The 18,568-nt window shown below is 60.2% G+C and carries 15 protein-coding genes; 6 read left to right on the forward strand and 9 right to left on the reverse strand.

Annotated elements, in window-relative coordinates; translation table 11 throughout:
* Window positions 1-104: 104 nt before the first annotated feature.
* The 8 genes from L8H52_RS16450 to L8H52_RS16485 are packed head-to-tail and all read right to left on the reverse strand — an operon-like array spanning window position 105 to window position 9,093.
* Window positions 105-1,235, reverse strand: a complete 1,131-nt coding sequence (locus L8H52_RS16450) for a glycosyltransferase family 4 protein (protein WP_242207924.1) — start codon at window positions 1,233-1,235, stop codon at window positions 105-107.
* Window positions 1,236-2,366, reverse strand: a complete 1,131-nt coding sequence (locus L8H52_RS16455) for a glycosyltransferase family 1 protein (RefSeq protein WP_242207923.1) — start codon at window positions 2,364-2,366, stop codon at window positions 1,236-1,238.
* Window positions 2,350-3,717: a glycosyltransferase family 1 protein gene (locus L8H52_RS16460; protein WP_242207922.1), complete on the reverse strand. Its 1,368-nt coding sequence runs from the start codon at window positions 3,715-3,717 to the stop codon at window positions 2,350-2,352. Before L8H52_RS16460 ends, L8H52_RS16455 begins: the two co-directional genes overlap by 17 nt.
* Entirely contained in the window at window positions 3,714-4,967 is a 1,254-nt protein-coding gene (locus L8H52_RS16465; RefSeq protein ID WP_242207921.1) for an ABC transporter ATP-binding protein, read from the reverse strand. Before L8H52_RS16465 ends, L8H52_RS16460 begins: the two co-directional genes overlap by 4 nt.
* Entirely contained in the window at window positions 4,967-5,764 is a 798-nt protein-coding gene (locus tag L8H52_RS16470) for an ABC transporter permease (RefSeq protein ID WP_242207920.1), read from the reverse strand. Before L8H52_RS16470 ends, L8H52_RS16465 begins: the two co-directional genes overlap by 1 nt.
* The gene (locus L8H52_RS16475) at window positions 5,765-7,207 is read right to left on the reverse strand and encodes a mannose-1-phosphate guanylyltransferase/mannose-6-phosphate isomerase (RefSeq protein WP_242207919.1); all 1,443 of its coding nucleotides are present in this window, start codon (window positions 7,205-7,207) and stop codon (window positions 5,765-5,767) included.
* Window positions 7,208-7,210: 3 nt separating this feature from the next.
* A complete protein-coding gene (gene gmd / locus L8H52_RS16480; protein WP_242207918.1) occupies window positions 7,211-8,182 on the reverse strand; it encodes a GDP-mannose 4,6-dehydratase in 972 nt (323 codons plus the stop codon).
* Window positions 8,179-9,093 carry a GDP-mannose 4,6-dehydratase gene (locus tag L8H52_RS16485; RefSeq protein ID WP_242207917.1) on the reverse strand — a complete coding sequence of 305 codons (915 nt, stop codon included), beginning with the start codon at window positions 9,091-9,093 and terminating at the stop codon, window positions 8,179-8,181. The genes gmd and L8H52_RS16485 overlap by 4 nt, the downstream gene beginning before the upstream one ends.
* Before the next feature lie 416 nt (window positions 9,094-9,509).
* Here L8H52_RS16485 and L8H52_RS16490 point away from each other — a divergent pair, with 416 nt between their 5' ends.
* The 6 genes from L8H52_RS16490 to L8H52_RS16515 all read left to right on the forward strand — a co-directional run bounded on the left by L8H52_RS16490 (window position 9,510) and on the right by L8H52_RS16515 (window position 17,837).
* A complete protein-coding gene (locus L8H52_RS16490; RefSeq protein WP_242207916.1) occupies window positions 9,510-11,090 on the forward strand; it encodes a glycosyltransferase in 1,581 nt (526 codons plus the stop codon).
* The gene (locus L8H52_RS16495) at window positions 11,084-12,388 is read left to right on the forward strand and encodes a glycosyltransferase (protein WP_242207915.1); all 1,305 of its coding nucleotides are present in this window, start codon (window positions 11,084-11,086) and stop codon (window positions 12,386-12,388) included. The genes L8H52_RS16490 and L8H52_RS16495 overlap by 7 nt, the downstream gene beginning before the upstream one ends.
* Window positions 12,385-13,308 (forward strand): class I SAM-dependent methyltransferase, encoded by a 924-nt coding sequence (locus L8H52_RS16500; RefSeq protein WP_242207914.1) that lies wholly within the window; start codon window positions 12,385-12,387, stop codon window positions 13,306-13,308. The genes L8H52_RS16495 and L8H52_RS16500 overlap by 4 nt, the downstream gene beginning before the upstream one ends.
* Window positions 13,305-14,453 (forward strand): acyltransferase, encoded by a 1,149-nt coding sequence (locus tag L8H52_RS16505; protein WP_242207913.1) that lies wholly within the window; start codon window positions 13,305-13,307, stop codon window positions 14,451-14,453. The genes L8H52_RS16500 and L8H52_RS16505 overlap by 4 nt, the downstream gene beginning before the upstream one ends.
* Window positions 14,454-14,527: 74 nt before the next feature.
* Window positions 14,528-15,712, forward strand: coding sequence for a DUF3142 domain-containing protein (locus L8H52_RS16510; protein WP_242207912.1), 1,185 nt, complete (start codon window positions 14,528-14,530; stop codon window positions 15,710-15,712).
* The gene (locus tag L8H52_RS16515; RefSeq protein WP_242207911.1) at window positions 15,699-17,837 is read left to right on the forward strand and encodes a hypothetical protein; all 2,139 of its coding nucleotides are present in this window, start codon (window positions 15,699-15,701) and stop codon (window positions 17,835-17,837) included. The genes L8H52_RS16510 and L8H52_RS16515 overlap by 14 nt, the downstream gene beginning before the upstream one ends.
* Here the strand turns inward: L8H52_RS16515 and L8H52_RS16520 are convergent.
* A complete protein-coding gene (locus tag L8H52_RS16520; RefSeq protein WP_242207910.1) occupies window positions 17,834-18,463 on the reverse strand; it encodes a LysE family translocator in 630 nt (209 codons plus the stop codon). The two genes, L8H52_RS16515 and L8H52_RS16520, sit on opposite strands and share 4 nt — an antisense overlap.
* Window positions 18,464-18,568: the final 105 nt, after the last annotated feature.

Genomic DNA, 18,568 nt, shown 5'->3' on the forward strand with positions numbered 1-18,568 from the left:
GAGCCTGCTCGCGAATGCGTCGGATCAGTCAACATCATTGTTGCTGACAGACCGCTTTCACGAGCAGGCTCGCTCCCACAGTTGGTATGCGTTCCAAAACAGGTTCAGGCGTAGGACAGCGATTTCTCTTCCAGCAATTCCTGATACAGCTCTGTCCACTTGCGGCCCATGTCGTCGGCTGTGAACAACTGCCGATAACGTGCTTCAGCTTTTACGCCCATCGCAGCAGCCCGCACCGGATCCTCCCACAGGGTTCGCATCGCCTCGCGGAACGCCTGTGGATGACTCGGTGGCACCACCAGCCCGGTCTCGTTGTGGATATTGATGTAGCTGGTGCCGGTGCCGATCTCGCTGGAGATCATCGGTTTGCCGTACATCGCGCCTTCCAGCAAGGAAATGCCGAACGCTTCCGAACGCAGATGCGAAGGGAAGACAATGGCGTAGCTCAGTTGCAGCAGCGCGACCTTGTCTTCGTCATCCAGACGTCCGAGGAAGTGAATGTTGCGCAGGCCCAGCGCCTGCGCCTGAGCGTGCAGTTCCAGCTCCAGTGGCCCGGCACCGACAATGACCACGGGATAGTCCACGTCTTTCAGTGCCTCCAGCAAAATGTGCAGGCCTTTGTAGTAACGCATCACGCCGACAAACAGGAAAAACTTATCCCCAAGCTGCTGGCGCCAGCGATTCATCCGTGCGGAATCAGGCTGTGGATAACCGGCCTTGTTCAAACCGTAGGGAATCACCCGGGTCTTGTCCTGAAACTGCTGCAGTACATCGCTGGTGTGCAGGTAGTTCGGCGAAGCGGCAACGATGCGATCGGCGCTGGAGAGAAAGCGATTCATCAGCGGTCGGTAGAGTTTGAGCAGGTGCTTCTGGCGAATAATGTCCGAGTGGTAAGTCACCACGCTCGGTTTATTCATCGCACTGGCGAAGTGCACCAGGTCCATGAACGGCCACGGGAAGTGGTAATTGACCACATCGGCCTCGGCCGCCATCTCGCGAAACTGTTTGAACACACTCCAGGAAAAACCGGTGGAGGCGAATTGAATATCCAGTTTGGCGCGGTGCACTTCGTGCTGACCGAGTTGCACCACGGGTGGTGTCGGGTCGGCACTGAGCGTCAGCACCTGGCCATCGATGCCATGCTGGGCGCCGCTTTCGCAGAGTTGGAAGATCACTTGCTCAATGCCGCCGACCGAGTCAGGCAGGTACGTCTTGAAAAAATGAAGAACTCGCATTCAACCTCCCATGGCCTGGCGGTAGGCACTGGCCGTGGCCTGTGCACAACGTTCCCAGGAAAAAAGCCGTGACTGCTGCAACCCGGCTTCTCGGCATGCCTGCCAATGCGCTTGATCGTCGATCAGAAGGCTCATCGCATCACGCAGGCCTTGTGCATCGTCAGCTTCAATATAGTTGCCTGCGGCGCCCGCGACTTCCGGCATCGCCGAAGAACGCGTGAGCACCACCGGTGTGCCGCTGGCCATGGCCTCCAGCACCGGCAGGCCAAAACCTTCATACAACGACGGAAAAATCAGCGCCCGCGCCCCGGCCAGTAGTTGCGCGACCTGTTCATCGGGCAGATATCCGAGCAGGCACACATGCCCACTGGCCAGCGCCTGACGCAAAGGTTCACTGAACTGCTCGCGCTCCCACCCGGCCATGCCGACGATCAGCAGCGGATAACGCTGGCGCACGGCTTCCGGCAACAGGGCGTGGGCGCGCAGGGCCAAGCCAAGGTTCTTGCGCGGCTCCAGCGTGCCCACGCATAGAAAATATTCCCGTGCCGCCACTGCATGCGCCTTGAGTACTGCGTCAATGACGCTCGCCTCGCGCGGGTGAAAACGCTCGGCGACGCCCAGTGGCGCGACGACGAAACGCTCGGCAGGCAGGCCGAACCAGGCCTGAGCTTCTTCGGCAATGGCTTGCGAGTCGGTGAGAATCACTTGGGCCTGCTGCACACCCACGGCCAACCGTCGCTCGATTTCCCTGAGTCGCGCGGCGGGCTGCGTGTCGGGAAAATGCAGGTGAGTCAGGTCGTGCAGAGTGATCACCGTCGGGCCATCGAAGGCCAGTGGCCACAGGCTCGGCTCGTGATAGAGGTCGATGCCTTGGGTGCGGCCCTGATCGAAGCGTTTCTGCTCCAGCCAGCGGCGCGCCTGATAGGCTCCGGGAATCTGCCGCAGTAGTGGTGTAAGACGCGAATAACCTGGCATGGCCGCTTCCGGCAGTGCCGAGCTCCAGCCCCAGCCGTGGAACAACGTCACGTCCACGTCGGGTTCACTGCGCAAAGCGTTGACCAGCTCGGCGACGTAATGCCCGATGCCGGTGCGCGGTGCCTGGAGAATGCGTGCGTTAAGCGCTATGCGCATGCTGCCTCGCTGGCGCCGCCGGCGCTTGCTGGACGTTACGCACACTGCGTTCGGCCAGTTGCTGACTGGCTTCGCGCCAGCCGATCCACTGCCAATCGGCGACATCGCGAGCGGCGGGGAATTGGCCGCTGCGCTGGAAGACGTTGATCAAGTCGGCAAGGCTTTGCGGATCCTGCAAGTCGAAATACGCCATGAACTCGCCACCAATTTCGCGGAACACCGCAATATCACTGCCCATCGCCGGCAAGCCTCGCTGCATGGCTTCCACCAACGGCAAGCCAAAGCCTTCGACGAACGAGGGGAACACCAGCGCACTGGCGTGGGCGTAGGCGTGTTCAAGGCTGGTGTCACTGAGGTCGTTGAACATGAACAGACGCTGGTTCAGCTCGGGATGATTGCGCACCCGGGCGAGGAGGGCGTCGCATTTCCAGCCGACCCGCCCGGCGATGCACAGCCGTGCCGTTGAGCCAGTGGCCCAGGCGCGTTCGAAGGCATCGAGCAAATACGCGTGGTTCTTGCGTGGCTCGATGGTGCTGACCATCAGGTAAACCGGGTCTGTTGTCGTGAACAATTGCTTCAGGCGCGGCTCGACCGTGGCCTGGTTGTTGTGCAGATCCAGTTCGGAACCCAGGTGAAAGAAATCGAACCAGCGCTGGTCGGTGTGTTCTGCACCGATTCTGCGCTGCAATTCTTCACGCACCTGATCGCGCACCGTGGCAGAAATGGCCATGTAGCCGTCGGCTGTGCGGGTGATCCAGTCGAACCACTCACTGAAAACCTCGACCAGACGTGTGTCGTAAAACTGTGGGTGAGTCAGCGGGATCAGGTCGTAGATCACCGCGATCAAACCGACGCCGTCACGTTTGAGCCGTTCGACGTGGGCGAAAAGATCCGAGTGCCAGGATGAGTCCAGCAGCACCAGTTGATCGCCCGGCTGATGTTGCAGGGGTGAACAACGTTTGAGCAGTTGCGTGCGGTTGATCCGTCGGATCAGGCGGATCGGCAGGCCGAACGCGCCGAAGATCGTCAGCCGGTAGCCGACATACAAAATCCGTCGCGCCAGTTTCGAGGTGAGTTGCGCATCACGACGCTGGTGCCACTGCCAGAAGCGATGAGCGAGGCGCTCCAGGCGTCCACCGAAGGTTTCCAGCCTGTTGAAAAAAGGCGTATCGAGCGATGCCAGTTGCAGCACGCGATAGAGTTCGCCATTAAGCACGACCACCGGCAGGCACTCGACGCCTTCAGCGCTGGCAGGCAGTTGTTTGATGACATTGCGAACCACGCGCTGAATACCCGAATTGACCGTCGGGTGTTTGAACACATGGGTGCATTCCACCAGCAAGCGGGTCATGGTGTGCGCTCCACACGGCTGGTTTCGACATCACGGCTGATCGTGGTCCGTGCGTTCAGCCACGCGCAACCGACGAAATCTTCGCGTCGATTGTTGATGACATGAAACACCAGACCGAGATCACGCCATTCGTAATTTCGATCCAGGTGCGAGTCCAGCCTCGACAAGCTCAGGGCCACTGAATAGTTGCCTTTACCCAGACCCATGACAAACGCAAAGCGATAGGTGATGCGCTCGCCGGCTCGCAGGTTTTCCAGTGCCTGGTTCTGGCGATGGGTGTTGATGCCATACATGGGCTGGCCGAGGCGATCCTTGATCATGAATCCCAGCACCAACCTTTCGATGTCCTGACGAACCTCGACGTCCACGGCCAGCACCACAGACTGGCCGACTTCGGCGGCTTCGATGGCGCGTTCGGATTCGTCGAGCAGGCGCACGCGCAAAATGCCCGCCTCACCAGTACCCGATACGGTTTGCACCTGGCCGTCGCTGAGCGTTTCCTGGCGCACGATCTGGCCCTCACGTTCGGCGAGCAAGGCGTTGTAGTAATCCATCACCGCTTCAGGCCTGTCGTGCATGACCATGCGGCCGCCATCGAGCAGGATCGCAGAATCGCAGATCGATTGAATCGCCGAGCGATCGTGAGACACGATCAGCAGGGTGGTACCGGCCTCGCGGAAACTGCGGATACGCTCAAAGCTTTTATGCTGGAAGTAGGCGTCGCCCACGGACAAGGCTTCGTCAACGATGAGAATATCGGGGCGGCGTGCGGTGGCGACGCTGAATGCCAGACGCATCTGCATGCCACTGGAGTAGGTGCGTACCGGATGATCAATCGCCTCGCCGATTTCAGCGAAGCGCTCGATCTGTGGCATCAACGCGTTGATTTCATCAAGTTGCATACCGAGCAGTTGCCCGGCCATCACCGCGTTTTGCCGGCCGGTGAAATCCGGGTGAAAACCCATGCCCAGTTCCAGCAGCGCGGCGACCCGACCCGACAGCTCAATGGTGCCGCAGGTCTGTCGGCTGGTGCCGGTGATCATCTTCAACAGCGTACTCTTGCCTGCGCCATTGACCCCGACGATACCCACGGCCTCGCCGGCCGGGATCTCGAAGGTAAGCTCCTTGAGTACCCAATGCTGGCGGTGACGCAGCGGCGAAAAAGGAATCAGCCATTCGGCCAGGCGACTCCAGCGGCTGGGGTATTGTTTATAGGCTTTGCCCAGCCCGGTAACACGGATATGTCCCATCAGAGCTCATCCACCATTTCACCGACCCGTTGGCGGAACAGACGCAGACCGATTGCGCAGAACACGGCACCGATCACGAATGCCGGCAGCAGTGAACTCCAGAGTGGCCATTGACCGTAGAGGAACACGTTCTGGTAGCTGGCGATCAGGTTGGTCAGCGGATTGAATTGCAGCAGGCTTCGCAGCCACTCCGGCAAGATGCTGATGGGATAAACGATCGGTGTCAGCCAGAACCAGAATTGCAGACAGATGCCGAAGAGTTGCCCGACATCACGGAAGAATACGTTGAGTACGCCCAGCACCATGCCGAGTCCGGCGCTGAGCATCATTTGCAGGGCAACCAGTGGCACCAGCGCCAGCAAGGCCATGCCCGGCCAGCGTCCGGTGACGAGCAGAAAACCGAGGAACAAGCCAATAATGATGGCGAAATTGATCCCGGCATTGATCAGCACGATCACCGGCAGACAGACTCTCGGAAAGCTGATTTTTTTCAGCAGATTGGCATTGTCCAGAAACATGTTCTGGCTGCGCAGCGTGATTTCCGAAAACAGACCCCACGCCAGCAGGCCGGCGCACAGGTAAATGCTGTAGGCCATGCTGTCATCCACGCCCGGTAAACGGGCGCGCATGATGTGGGAAAAGATCACGGTGTAAACGATGATCATCGACAGCGGATTGAAGATTGGCCACAGAGCGCCAAACAGCGAGTTGCGGTATCGCGCTTGAAACTCTCGCTGCACGCTGCCAAGGATGAAGCCTCGGTATTCATGCAATGAGCGGTACAGGGAAAGCAGCATTTAAACCGTCCTGCCGTACTGGTCTTCGAAGCGGACGATATCGTCCTCTCCCAGGTATTCGCCGCTTTGCACTTCGATGATCACCAGGTCGATTACGCCGGGGTTTTCCAGGCGATGCTTGTGGCCGGCGGCGATGAAGGTCGATTCGTTCTTGGCCACTAGCGTCGTGCCGGAGCCGTTGTTGGTGACCTTGGCCATGCCTTCGACCACCACCCAGTGTTCGTTGCGGTGATGGTGCATTTGCAGCGAGAGCTTGCCACCGGGTTTGACCACGATGCGCTTGATCTTGAAGCGCGGGCCTTCTTCGAGAACCGTGTAAGTGCCCCACGGGCGGCTGACGGTACGATGCAGCCGATAGGCTTCGTGGGATTTGTCCTTGAGTTGCTTGGCCACCCGGCGCACGTCCTGCGCACGGTCGGCATGGGCCACCAGCACGGCGTCGGCGGTGTCGACCACGATCAGGTTATCCACACCCACCGTCGCCACCAGGCGGCCTTCGCTCTGCACGAAGTTATTGTGGCTGTCGATAAAGATCGCTTCACCGCTGGCGCGATTGTTGTCGGCATCGGCTGGCACCAGTGCCGCGACGGCGCCCCACGAACCGATATCGCTCCAGTCGAAACCGGCGGGCACGACGACGACTTTTTCCGAACGCTCCATCAGCGCGTAGTCGATGGAGATGTCGGTAATTTCAGCGAACAGCGCCGGTGACAGTTCCTGCTGCAGGCAACCAACCGTTTCGATCGGCGCGCTGGCAGCCATGCAGGCACGGGTCTGCTCCAGCAGTTCGGGTGCGTGCAGTTGCAATTCGGCAATCACGCTGGCGGTGGTGAAACAGAACATTCCCGAATTCCACAGGAAGTTGCCGCTCTCCAGATAATGCGTGGCGGTTTGCAGATCGGGCTTCTCGACGAAACGCTGCACTTTCGCCGCGCCTTTGGCGTCCAGCGGCGCGCCGGTTTCGATGTAGCCGAAGCCGGTTTCCGCTGCGGTCGGGATCACGCCGAACGTCACCAGATAACCGTCCTTGGCCAGATTGACCGCGTGCTCGACCGCGGTTTTCAGCGCGTCCTGATTGACGATCAAATGGTCGGCGGGCATCACCACCATGATCGCGTCGTCACCGTGCAAGGCTTGCAGCGACAACGCCGCCGCCGCAATTGCCGGCGCGGTGTTACGCCCGGTCGGCTCCAGCAGAAAGTGCCCGCGATGGCGCGACACGTGGGCGGCGCAATAGTGATCCTTGCTCTGGAAGTAGTACTCGCGGTTGGTCACCGTAACAATGTCGCCCCAGCCGTCGAGCAGTGCTGCCGCACGCTGGTAGGTCTTGCCCAGCAGCGACTGGCCGTCGGGCAGGGTCATGAACGGCTTGGGATGGCCCTCGCGGGACACCGGCCACAAACGGGTGCCGGCACCGCCGGACAGAATCACGGGAATCAGCATGGCCTACTCCTTGGCGACGCGTTTCATGTCCGCATCCATCATCATGCGGATCAAGGTATCCAGGTCGGTTTTCGGCTTCCAGCCCAGCACGCGCTGAGCCTTGGCCGGATTGCCGAGCAGCACTTCGACTTCGGCCGGGCGGAAAAACGCCGGGTCGATCTTCACGTAATCGCGGTAGTTGAGGCCGACGTGATCGAAGGCGATGCGGCACATTTCGCGCACCGTGGTGGTGACGCCGGTGGCGACCACAAAATCGTCAGGCTTGTCCAGTTGCAGCATCAGCCACATGGCTTCGACGTAGTCACCGGCAAACCCCCAGTCGCGCTTGGCGTCAATGTTGCCCAAGGCCAGCTCCTGCTGTTTGCCCTGTTTGATGCGTGCAGCGGCGTCGGTGACCTTGCGGGTCACGAATTCGATGCCGCGCAGCGGTGATTCGTGGTTGAAGAGGATGCCGCTGCTGGCGTGCAGGTTGAAGCTTTCGCGGTAGTTGACGGTGATCCAGTGGCCATACAGTTTGGCCACGCCGTACGGGCTGCGCGGGTAGAACGGGGTGTTCTCATCCTGCCGTTCGGCCTGAATCAGACCGAACATTTCGCTGGTCGAGGCCTGATAAAACCGAGTGTGCGGACTGAACTGACGAATCGCTTCGAGCAAGTGAGTAACGCCCAGGCCGTCGACGATGCCGGTGGTGACCGGTTGATTCCACGACGCGGCGACAAAGCTCTGCGCGGCGAGGTTATAGACTTCGTCCGGCGCCGATTGAATGACCGCACGCTGTACCGAACAGGCATCGGCCATGTCACCGTCCAGATAGACGATGTCGGCTTCGACCCCCATCTCGCGCAGGCGCCAGCGCGAATCGCTGCTGCGCCTTGCGACGAGGCCATGAACCTTGTAGCCCTTGTCGAGCAACAGCTTGGCCAGATACGCGCCATCCTGGCCGGTGATCCCTGTGATCAGTGCACTTTTTGTCATTCTTGTCTTACTCGCGTCTCCCAGTCGGACAGGATCGCCCGCAGGGATTGTTGTGTAGTGATTTCAGGCGTCCACCCTGTGGTCCGGGTCAGGCTGGCGTGGCTGCCGCAAACGCGACGCTGGTCGGCACGGCGCATGCGCGCGGGGTCCTGAACCAGTTGCATCTCGACCTCGGCCAGATCGCCGAGCTGCTCGATCAGGCTGCGGATGCTTTGCTCGCGGCCCGAGCAGATGTTGTAGACCTGTCCTGGCGTGCCTTTTTCCAGAAGTGCGAAGTAGGCCGAAATCACATCGCCGACATCGAGGAAGTCCCGCGTCACGTCGATGTCGCCGACTTCCAGCTGCGGGGCTTGCAGGCCCTGTTTGATGCGATTGATCTGGCGCGCGGCACTGGCAATCACAAAACCTGGGTTCTGTCCGCTGCCCATGTGATTGAACGGTCGTGCGACCAGTATTGGCCAACCTTCGCTCAGGCCCCATTGCAGGCTGAGAAATTCCGCCGAAAGCTTGCTCACCGCGTACGGGTTGCGCGGGCAGGGCGGTTGTTGTTCGGTGATGGGCAGATCGCTTTCGCCGACCTGGCCGTAAACATCGCCAGAGCTGACATACAGGAACGTACCAGCAAAACCGCGCGCCTTGAGGGCTTGTAACAGGTTGAGCGTGCCGAGCAGATTGATTTCGAGTGTGCGTGCCGGATCGCGGAAGGCTTCGGGAACGAAAGTCTGCCCGGCCAGATGAATGACGGCATCAGGCAGTTGTGGCCACAGGTCGGTGAGGCTGTGCGGATCGGTGAGGTCGTAGGGTACCGCGGCAGGCAGCAGCTCCCACGACGAATCCGGCAGCGCCAGACGCGACTGAATATGTTGTCCCACGAATCCACTGAGACCCGTGACGAACAGACGCTTTTTCAAACAGCGACCCCTTGGTCTTGAACTTGCGCCACTTTCCCACAGGCTTTGAAGGAAGGTCTGTCAGACCGGTAAAAAAACCGCTTAAAAGACAGGCGAAGTCAGTTGTTGTAGTTGTTTGTTGCCAATCTGTGCCAATTGCTCGGCAATTTCAACAGGCCAAACCGTGACTGGTCAGTTCTCGTTAGCGTAGTCCGGTTTATTCTCGCCAAGCGGTTCACGAACCCTTTGTGGATGTGTTTAGAATGCGCCTTGTCACGATTGGCCGGGTTCGTCGGAGTCGTCGTGTCAAAAGGTGAAACTGACCACTAAAACAAGAACAAGACGGAACCGAAGACGAAGAACGGGCATCGATCCGATTCAACGCCTGGCCGTCATAGTGTGAGGCTGCCGGGATGGCAGTTTCATCGTGGAATGCCATGAATTTCATTCTTTACTCGGACATCAACGAGCGCACCATCAGCCAGAATCTGGGGCATCCCGATTCCAGTTATTACTTTGTGCTGAGGGCCTATCACCCGTTGCTCGAAACATTCGGGCGAGTCCATGTGGTGAGTGCTGTGGCCGAGGTCGATCCGCTCTACCGGCAGCTGCTCGCCGCTGGCCAGGAGAGTGTTTTCCTCTCGTTCACCCGACCACAGAAAACTCCTATCGATCTGGAGTGCCCCACCGTCTGCGTTGTGGCGTGGGAGTACGATTCGATCCCTGATGAACAGTGGAACGACGAGCCACGGCAGGACTGGACGCGCATGTTGGCCAAACATGGCCGCGTGATCACGCTGTCCAGCCATACGGCCCGAGCGATCCGTCGCTCCATGGGCGAAGACTTCCCGGTGTTGGTCTTGCCGGCACCCCTGTGGGAACGCTTTGCAGCGATTCGCGAACAGGCTGTCAGTGCAGCGGTCAATGCGGGGGCGACCTTGACGGTCAAAGGTTGCATCTTTGATTCCCGCCAGATGAACCTGCACCCGGATAACCTGCTGCCGAAGCCTATTGCGCCTGAAGAACTGGCCGAAATCGAAGCCCGCCTGGAAGCCTCACGGCCACCGCCGCTGACCTTGAAGCGGCGCTTCGTGATTGCCCGGCATTACTGGCGGTTGTGGCTACTGAATGTGGGCCATCAGCAGGAACCGCCAGTGCCACGCGTGAGGTTTCTGCAGAACTGGTACTGGGAAGGCGTTCGCGACCTGGTTCCAGAGACTTTGCATGACTGGCTCGGCAAACGTCTGCCCAATATCGCCGGCCCGCAGCCGGTGCCTGTGACGGTCCAACCGCCGCCGCGAGACATGCCGGACAGTTCATTAGAGGTTCAAACCCGCGTGGACGGTGTGGTTTACGTGACGGTGTTCCGCCCCGAGGACGGGCGCAAGAACTGGCTACAGATCCTGACGGCTTTTTGCGCAGCGTTTCGTGACACCCCCGACGCCACACTGGTGATGAAATTTACTCAGAGCGATCTGGAGACCGTCTACGCACATCTGATGACGCCGCTGGCGCAATTGGCACCGTTTTCCTGCCGGGTCGTGATGATTCACGGCTATCTGGACGATGCTGAATATGCGCGGCTTTATCAGGCGGCGAGTTTTTACGTCAACGCTTCGCATTGTGAAGGGCTGTGCTTGCCGTTGATGGAGTTCATGGCGTGCGGCAAACCGGTGATCGCTCCCGATCACACGGCGATGCAAGATTACATCGACGCATCTGTGGCGTTCGTGGTCGGCTCCAGCGTAGAGGCGTGCACCTGGCCCCATGACCCGCGAATGCTGTTTCGCGCACACCGTCATCGACCGGACTGGGGGTCGTTGAAAAAGGCCTACGAAAACAGCTACCGGATGGCCAAGACACAACCACAGGATTATCAGCGCATGTCGCTGGCAGTAGCCGAACGCATGCGCGATTACTGCGCGCAAGCGGCTCTGCAAAAGCGTGTGGAAGATTTTTTCGGGCTGGCATCACAGGCTGGCAACGTTGCCCCGGTTACGGATAACGCCTCATGCTGATCATCATTCATTCCGAAACCAACCAGCACACCATCAGCCGCAACCTCGGGCGTTCCGAATACAGCTATTTCTTTGTGCTCAAGGAATACCGGCCGGTGCTGGAACGCCTCGGGCGGGTGATCGAGGTCCTGGAGCCGAACACCGAAGTCGACGCGTTGTACGCCGACTGCCAGTCCCGTGGCGAGCCTTGCGTGTTTCTCTCGTTTTCGCCACCGCACCGCACCCCGGTACATCTGGCCTGCCCGACGTTGCCGGTCTTCGCCTGGGAGTTCAGCACCATCCCCAACGAACCGTTTGCCGGCGATCCGTTGAACGACTGGCGCACGGTACTCGCTGCCTGCGGTGCCGCGATCACTCACTCCACTTACACAGTCGATGCGGTGCGCGACGCGATGACTGCCGATTACCCGATTGTCGCCGTACCGGCCCCGGTCTGGGATCGATTTGCCGCGCGGGGCGTTCAGTTGCAGGGGCAACCTGTGGTCGATCCGGTGCGTTTGACGATCAAAGGGCTGGTGGTCGACAGTCGCGAAATCGATCTGGATGCCTTCGGCCCTGTGCATTTGCGCCGTGGCCCGGGCATCGATTTCCTGGCGCCTGTCACCGAGCAGACGTTGTTGCTTGAAGGTGTGGTGTACACCTCGGTGTTCAACCCTCGCGACGGCCGCAAGAACTGGGAGGACATGATCAGTGCCTTCTGTACGACTTTCCGTGACAACGACGACGCAACGCTGGTGCTCAAACTCACGCACCACGATGCCGAAGAAGCGCTCACTGACATTCTTCATCATCTGTACAAAAACCAGCCTTATCGCTGCCGCGTCGTGCTGGTCTACGGTTATCTGGCGGACGCGGATTACGAACGGCTGGTACAGGCGACCCGTTACGTCGTCAACACGTCCTACGGCGAGGGCCAGTGCCTGCCGCTGATGGAATTCATGTCCTGTGGCAAACCGGCAGTCGCACCGTGCACGACAGCGATGATCGATTATCTGCACGCCGATAATGCGTTCCTGATCTCGTCGACCGAGGAATTTACGGCCTGGCCGCACGATCCGCGCTCGGCTTACCGGACACTGCGTTACGCGGCCAATTGGGCGTCGATCTGTGCGGCTTATCGAGCCAGCTACGAGGTGGCCAAAAACGATCCGCAACGTTATGCGCACATGTCGGCGCAGGCTGTGGAAAGCCTCCAGGGGTTTTGCAGTCAAGCCGTGGCCGAGCAGCGCTTGCAGGCATTTTTCGCGCAGTTGTTCGAGCGGCACGCCGAACTTGCAACGGAGGTTGCTGGAGCATGATCCGTCGATTGTTCCAGCGATTTTTAGCCGAGCCGCAAGCGCCGCAAGCCGTTGAACCGGTCAACGAACCGGTGGTTGAACTGCCGCCTGAATCTGAGCCGGAACCGTTGTTCACCTGGTCGCCACGCGATGTCGGTTTACGTGATGCGGTCCTCGACGGCTGGTTTCTCAATGACAGTGGTGAATTGCTCAAGGGCTTCGCCATAACGCCTGAAGACACCTTGCTCGACGTCGGTTGTGGCGAGGGGGCCGCGACGTTGTTTGCGATACGCCAGGGCGCTTCCGTGATCTTCACCGACAGCGAGCACGACAAGGTGAGCGAGCTGGCCCGCCAGGTTGAAGCGCGCAGCACCAAGCCGAGTCTGGGACTGGTCAGCAACAGCTTGCCATTGCCATTGGCCGATGGCTGCGCGAGCCGAGTGGTGTGCATGGAGGTGTTGGAACACGTCGACGAGCCCGAGCCGTTCATGGCCGAACTGGCGCGTATGGGCCGGCCCGGTGCGTTGTATCTGCTCAGTGTGCCAGCGCCGGTTGGCGAGCATTTGCAGAAAGGCATCGCCCCTCAGAGTTATTACCAGTCACCCAACCATGTACAGATTTTCACCCCGGAGCGCTTCGAGGCGATGATCGAGGATGCCGGGCTGGTCATCGAACATCGGCAAGCCACCGGGTTCTTCTGGGTGATGGGGATGATTTTCTTCTGGGCCAGCGAAAAGGCTGCCGGCAAAGATCCGGGTGGTGCGGTGCGTGATCGCATTCAGGCACCGTTCCCGCATTTGATGGGCGGCTGGGCCAGAACCTGGGAAGAGATGCTTGACCGGCCTGACGGGCTGGCGATCAAACAGATCCTCGACCAGTTCATGCCCAAGAGTCAGGTGATCATTGCCCGTAAACCGCTGGATGCGGGGGGGACCAAATGATCAGTAAGCGAATCATGGATATCGAAGTACTGCGCGCCTTTGCAGTGCTTGGGGTGGTGTTTCATCACTTGCAAGGTCTGTTCAGCGACCCCGTGCCGCTGCTCGCAGTCCTGCGTGACTGGGTGGGGTTGTGGTGGGGGGTGGATCTTTTCTTCGCGATTTCCGGGTTCGTCATTGCTCGCAGTCTGATTCCTGCGCTGCGCCGTTGCAGCAACCGTCAGGAGTACTGGGAGCAGACGCGTAACTTCTGGTTGCGTCGCGCCTTTCGCCTGCTGCCATCGGCGTGGTTGTGGCTGGCACTGATGCTGCTGTTGTGTGTGTTCTTTAACCGCTCTGGGGCCTTCGGCACGGTGCAAGCCAACGTGCAGGCCACGCTTGCGGGGGTATTTCAGTACGCCAATTTCCGCTTTGCCGATGCGATCTTTCATTACGAGTACGGCAGCAGTTTCGTCTACTGGAGTCTGGCGCTGGAGGAGCAGTTCTACTTGCTGTTTCCGCTGCTGATTCTGCTCTGTCGCAAACACCTGGTGTGGGTGCTGCTGGCGCTGGTTGCGGTGCAACTCTTCATGGCGCGTTCGTCGCTGTTGATGAGTGTACGAACCGACGCGCTTGCCCTCGGTGTGTTGTTGGCAATGTGGAGTGTTCAACCGAGTTACCAACGCTGGCAACCAACGTTTCTGTGCCGCCCGTGGGCCGGGATTTCAGTGCTGGTGATTATCGGGCTGCTGCTGAGTTACCTGGGCACCGACCGGTTCACCTCGGCACCCTATCGCATCGGCGCTATCGCCATCCTCAGTGCAGTGCTGGTATGGATCGCGTCTTACAACAGAGATTATCTGATGCCACCCGGACGTTTGCAGCGGGTGATGGCGTGGGTGGGCAATCGTTCCTACGGGATCTACCTGATCCACATTCCGGTGTATTTCCTGATACGCGAAGTGATTTTCCGTTTGCAGGGTGCAGGCCTGCCGAGCCCGGCCGGGCACCCGATCGTCACTTTGCTGTGTGCATGCGTCCTGATCGTATTGCTCAGCGAACTGAATTATCGCTTCATTGAAATGCCTATGCGCAGACGCGGTACCGCGCTGGTACAACGCCTGAGGACGTCGCGAGCTACCGTCGCGTCTACTGAAGTCACTTCCTGATTGCGACTTGTGGGAGCGAGGCCGGCAGGGTTTTGTGTAACCTTGCAGCCTTGTGGTTCAGGGATGTGGAAGGTATGCGGTTTATCGTCAGTCTGTTTGTTTTGATGGTGCTGTCTGCTTGCAAGCAGCAGGACGCGCTCCCTCTCGATCAGCAACTCTACATCTGGCAACGTCAATGGACGCCGGCCCATGAATTGGCGCTCCGTGACAGCCACGACGACTTCTCGACGCTGCGCGTGCTCGCGCTGCAGGCCTTTCCAAACGCAGGGTGGAGTCGCGCCCGGATCGATGCGCCGTTGTTGAAAGCCGACGGCCGTCCGTTGATCGCGGTGATTCGTCTCGATGGCCAGCTGAAGGCGCTGGACCAGGATCAAGTCACCACGCAGATTCTTCAGGTGCTTGCCGATTGGCAGGCGCAAGGCCTTGTATTGAGCGGCGTCGAGATTGATCACGATGCCGGTAACGCACGTTTGCCGGCCTACGCGCAATTTCTCAAACATTTGCGCTCGGCATTGCCGACGTCCCTGCCATTGAGCATTACCGCACTTCCGGCCTGGCTCGGCAGTGCGCAATTGCCAATGCTCCTGCAAACCGTCGACAGCAGCGTGCTGCAAGTCCACGCGGTCAGCAATCCGCGTCGAGGATTGTTCGATTCTGATCAGGCGTTGCAATGGGCCAAGGCCTGGGCGCGAATCACTGACAAGCCATTTTATCTGGCGCTGCCGGCGTACGGTGTCGCGCTGTTGCCGGATGACGGCGGTGCACCCGTGGTGGAAAGCGAAGTGCAACTTGAGCGCGGTGGCGAGCGTCGGGAACTGCTCGCCGATCCACTGCAATTGAGCCAACTCGGCAAGGCCTTGCGCGAGGACCCGCCGGCGCATCTGGCCGGGTTGATCTGGTTTCGCCTGCCGCTGGTCAACGACCGCCGCGCCTGGAGCCTGACCACCCTGCGTGCGGTTGCCCGTGGCGAGCAACTCGTCAGTCAGCTCGGCGTGACGGTCAGCGAACACAACGGTCTCTACGACATCAAACTCGACAACCCCGGCAATCTCGACAGTGTCTGGCCGGCGCGCATCACGCTGCAGGCGCAAAGCTGTGAAGGTGCTGATGCACTCGCCGGTTACTCGTTGCAACAAAGCCCGGATCTGCTTACCTTCACCCGCCTGCGCGACGGCCGCTTGCCGGCGGGCGGACAACGTGCCATCGGTTGGGCGCGTTGCGCAAATATTGATCAAGGAGGTTCTCATGTTGACCCGTAACTGGCCCCGCCATCTGCTCTGCTTGAGCCTCTGCCTGCCGCTGGGTTCGGCGCTGGCCTGCGGCCCGGACTTCCCGATGCGCCTGCTCGACAATCGCGGGCAGACCCTGGCGGATCTGCCGGAGGGCAACTTCAACTTCGAACTCAATCGCCTCGGCAAAGCCATCGCCGGGCTGAAGAACGTCACCGCTGCGACGCACAATCCCGACGACCTGTACGGTGATGAAAACGCGGCCGCCGAGGCGCGCGAAAAAGCCGAGCAGGCCGGCCTGAGTGTCGACCAGCAAGCGCTGGTCAAGCAGTTGCGCGAGTTGACTGATGCCCGGCAAGTCGAAGTGCAGGGCGCCAGTCTGCCGGCGGAAATCCGTTTGTACGTGGCCGGCGCGGTGGCGTTTGCCACCGGCGATCATCAACTCGCCGTTGAATATTTCAACAAGCTGCTGGCGCTGCCGGCGGATCAGCGTCCGTTGCGCAGCACGTGGGCTGCGTATTCTCTCGGGCGGACGTTGTTCGCCATGAGCAGTGAGGCCGGGGATGCGGTCGTGGCGCTGGAGCGCTCGCGTGATGCGTTCCGGCAGGCCCGTCAACTGAGCATTGACGGTTTCAGCGATCCGCTGGAGCTGGGGGTTGCCAGTCTTGGCGAAGAGGCGCGTGTTGTCCGTGCCGCCGGCGACTGGAACGGCGCCATTGAATTGTATGAAGCGCAGAATCTGCACGGTTCCGCCGTGGGTTACACCTCGCTCAAACAGTTGATGAACGAACTGGCGGAGTTGCCCGAGGCCGAACTGGCCGAGTTGCTCCAGCACCCATCCGTGCAGCAACTGGTGACTGCATCGCTGGTCAGCCGCCAGGGCTGGTCGTTCGGCGACGAACCGCCGAACGAGAAGAAACTGGTGAAGCTGCTGCAAAACAGCACCCGTGGCAGCCTGGAAAACGCCGATCGTCTGGCGGCAATGAGTTATCAACAAGGCGATTACGCCGGCGCCAAGGCTTTCCTCGAAAACGCTGGCGACGGCGGGCTGGCGTGGTGGCTGCGGGCGAAACTGGCGGTGCGTGACGGTGATAAAAATGCTGCCGCTGCTGCCTATTCGAAAGCTGCGCAGGCCTTCCCGCAGAAAGAAGATTGGGGTTATCGCCGCACACCGGACTGGGCTTACGAAAGCCTGCAGCCGAAATGCCGGGTCGAGGGCGAAAGCGCGATCCTCGCGTTGCAACGCGGCGAATATCTGCAAGCGTTCGTGCAGTTGTATCGCAGCAACAGCACCTATTGGTTTGATGCCGCCACCGTCGCCGAGCGTGTGCTGACGGTCGAGGAGCTGAAAAAATACGTCGACGATAACGTGCCGGCGCCGCCCGCATTGACTCAGCAGGAGCGCGATAACTACGTGCCGCTGCCGGTCGCCGCCAGCCTGCGCAATCTGCTCGGCCGGCGACTGTTGCGCGAAGGGCATTACGCGGACGCGGTTGCCTACTTTGACAATCCCGATCTGCAGAACAAGGCTCGACTCTACGGCGAGCAACGGCTGAAGGCCGATGCCGCGTGGTGGCCGACGAAACGCGCCAGCGCGCTGTATAACGCCGCGTGGACGGCCCGCGAGTGGGGCATGGATATTCTCGGTTATGAGATGGCGCCGGACTACGCCACGTTCGGTGGCAACTACAGTCTGGAAAATGTTGAGCTGAAAGTCGGTCCGCTGGTGTCCGAAGCGGAAGTCAAACGTCAGCAGGCCAGCACCGCGCAGCCGGATCAGCGTTACCACTATCGTTTTGTCGCCACCGCATTGGCCGGTCGCGCCGCCGATAACCTGCCGCACACCAGTCAGGCGTTTGCCGCCGTGCTGTGCAACGCCGCCGGCTGGAACAGCAGCCTGGAGGATCAGAGTGCGCTGTATCAGCGCTATATCAAGGAAGGCCCGTTCGTGCCGTGGGCGGTGGATTTCGGCAATCAGTGCCCGTACCCGGATTTCGAAAACGCCGACAAGCGTTACGTTACCCAGATCACTGATGCCGTGCGTTCATCACTGCGGCCGTACAAGTGGCCGGTGCAGGTCGGCGCCATTGTTTTGGTCACGGCTGCTGCGTTGTTGCTGATCGGCCGCCGCCAGCGCAAGGCACGCAAAGACTAAGCCTGCTGGACGAAAGTCAAGCGCACCGCAAAACCGATCAACAGGCTGCCGAACAGCCATTGTTGTACGCGTTGGGCCGTTGGACTGTGTTGCAGCCAACGGCCCAGCGCGGCGCCGGTGAGGGCGTAGGCGCTGTCGAACAGCAGCCCGATGCCGACCAGAAGTGCGCCGAGCACGGCGAATTGGCTCAGCACCGGAGCACCGTCGGTGACGATGAACTGCGGCAACAGTACCGAGCAGAACAGCAATGCTTTCGGGTTGAGCAGGTTGGTCAGCAAACCGCGACGGATTGCTTCGCGCCATTGCCCGTGCGTGTTGGCCACATCGCCCGTCGTCAGGTTCGGCAGCAGTGTGCTGCGCAGGCATTGAATTCCGATCCACAACAGATACGCCGCGCCAGCCAGGCGCACCACGTCGAACGTCCACGGCGCGGCTTTGAAGAGTGCCGCCAGTCCCAACGCGGCCAATGCCACGTGACAGCCACGGGCAATGCCCAGACCGATGGCAGTGGCCAGTGCCGCACCGCGTCCCTGCCGGGCACCGGTTTGCAGGAGCAGGATCATGTCCGGCCCGGGCAATAGATAAACCACCGCCAATGCGAGGAAAAACAGCCAGAGATTTGCCACGCTGCACCCCTTTCGTTGTCGATTCGGTGACCGTCAGTCTATGGCCGAGGGGCAGGGCAGGTGCTTGCGAAGTCAGCTTCAAAAGCTCGACGGATTGGCATAACC

Origin of the sequence: Pseudomonas sp. CROZ-RG-20F-R04-15, assembly GCF_022662375.1 — a bacterium.
In the GTDB taxonomy this organism is placed as follows: domain Bacteria; phylum Pseudomonadota; class Gammaproteobacteria; order Pseudomonadales; family Pseudomonadaceae; genus Aquipseudomonas.

What these genes read in the sequence shown, in the direction of transcription:
- L8H52_RS16500 (WP_242207914.1), top strand. Translation starts at nt 12,385, where the DNA reads ATGATCCGTCGATTGTTCCAGCGATTTTTAGCCGAGCCGCAAGCGCCG.
- L8H52_RS16470 (WP_242207920.1), bottom strand. Translation starts at nt 5,764, where the DNA reads ATGCTGCTTTCCCTGTACCGCTCATTGCATGAATACCGAGGCTTCATC.
- L8H52_RS16515 (WP_242207911.1), top strand. Translation starts at nt 15,699, where the DNA reads ATGTTGACCCGTAACTGGCCCCGCCATCTGCTCTGCTTGAGCCTCTGC.
- L8H52_RS16465 (WP_242207921.1), bottom strand. Translation starts at nt 4,967, where the DNA reads ATGGGACATATCCGTGTTACCGGGCTGGGCAAAGCCTATAAACAATAC.
- L8H52_RS16510 (WP_242207912.1), top strand. Translation starts at nt 14,528, where the DNA reads ATGCGGTTTATCGTCAGTCTGTTTGTTTTGATGGTGCTGTCTGCTTGC.
- L8H52_RS16460 (WP_242207922.1), bottom strand. Translation starts at nt 3,717, where the DNA reads ATGACCCGCTTGCTGGTGGAATGCACCCATGTGTTCAAACACCCGACG.
- gmd (WP_242207918.1), bottom strand. Translation starts at nt 8,182, where the DNA reads ATGACAAAAAGTGCACTGATCACAGGGATCACCGGCCAGGATGGCGCG.
- L8H52_RS16490 (WP_242207916.1), top strand. Translation starts at nt 9,510, where the DNA reads ATGAATTTCATTCTTTACTCGGACATCAACGAGCGCACCATCAGCCAG.
- L8H52_RS16450 (WP_242207924.1), bottom strand. Translation starts at nt 1,235, where the DNA reads ATGCGAGTTCTTCATTTTTTCAAGACGTACCTGCCTGACTCGGTCGGC.
- L8H52_RS16455 (WP_242207923.1), bottom strand. Translation starts at nt 2,366, where the DNA reads ATGCGCATAGCGCTTAACGCACGCATTCTCCAGGCACCGCGCACCGGC.
- L8H52_RS16495 (WP_242207915.1), top strand. Translation starts at nt 11,084, where the DNA reads ATGCTGATCATCATTCATTCCGAAACCAACCAGCACACCATCAGCCGC.
- L8H52_RS16505 (WP_242207913.1), top strand. Translation starts at nt 13,305, where the DNA reads ATGATCAGTAAGCGAATCATGGATATCGAAGTACTGCGCGCCTTTGCA.
- L8H52_RS16475 (WP_242207919.1), bottom strand. Translation starts at nt 7,207, where the DNA reads ATGCTGATTCCCGTGATTCTGTCCGGCGGTGCCGGCACCCGTTTGTGG.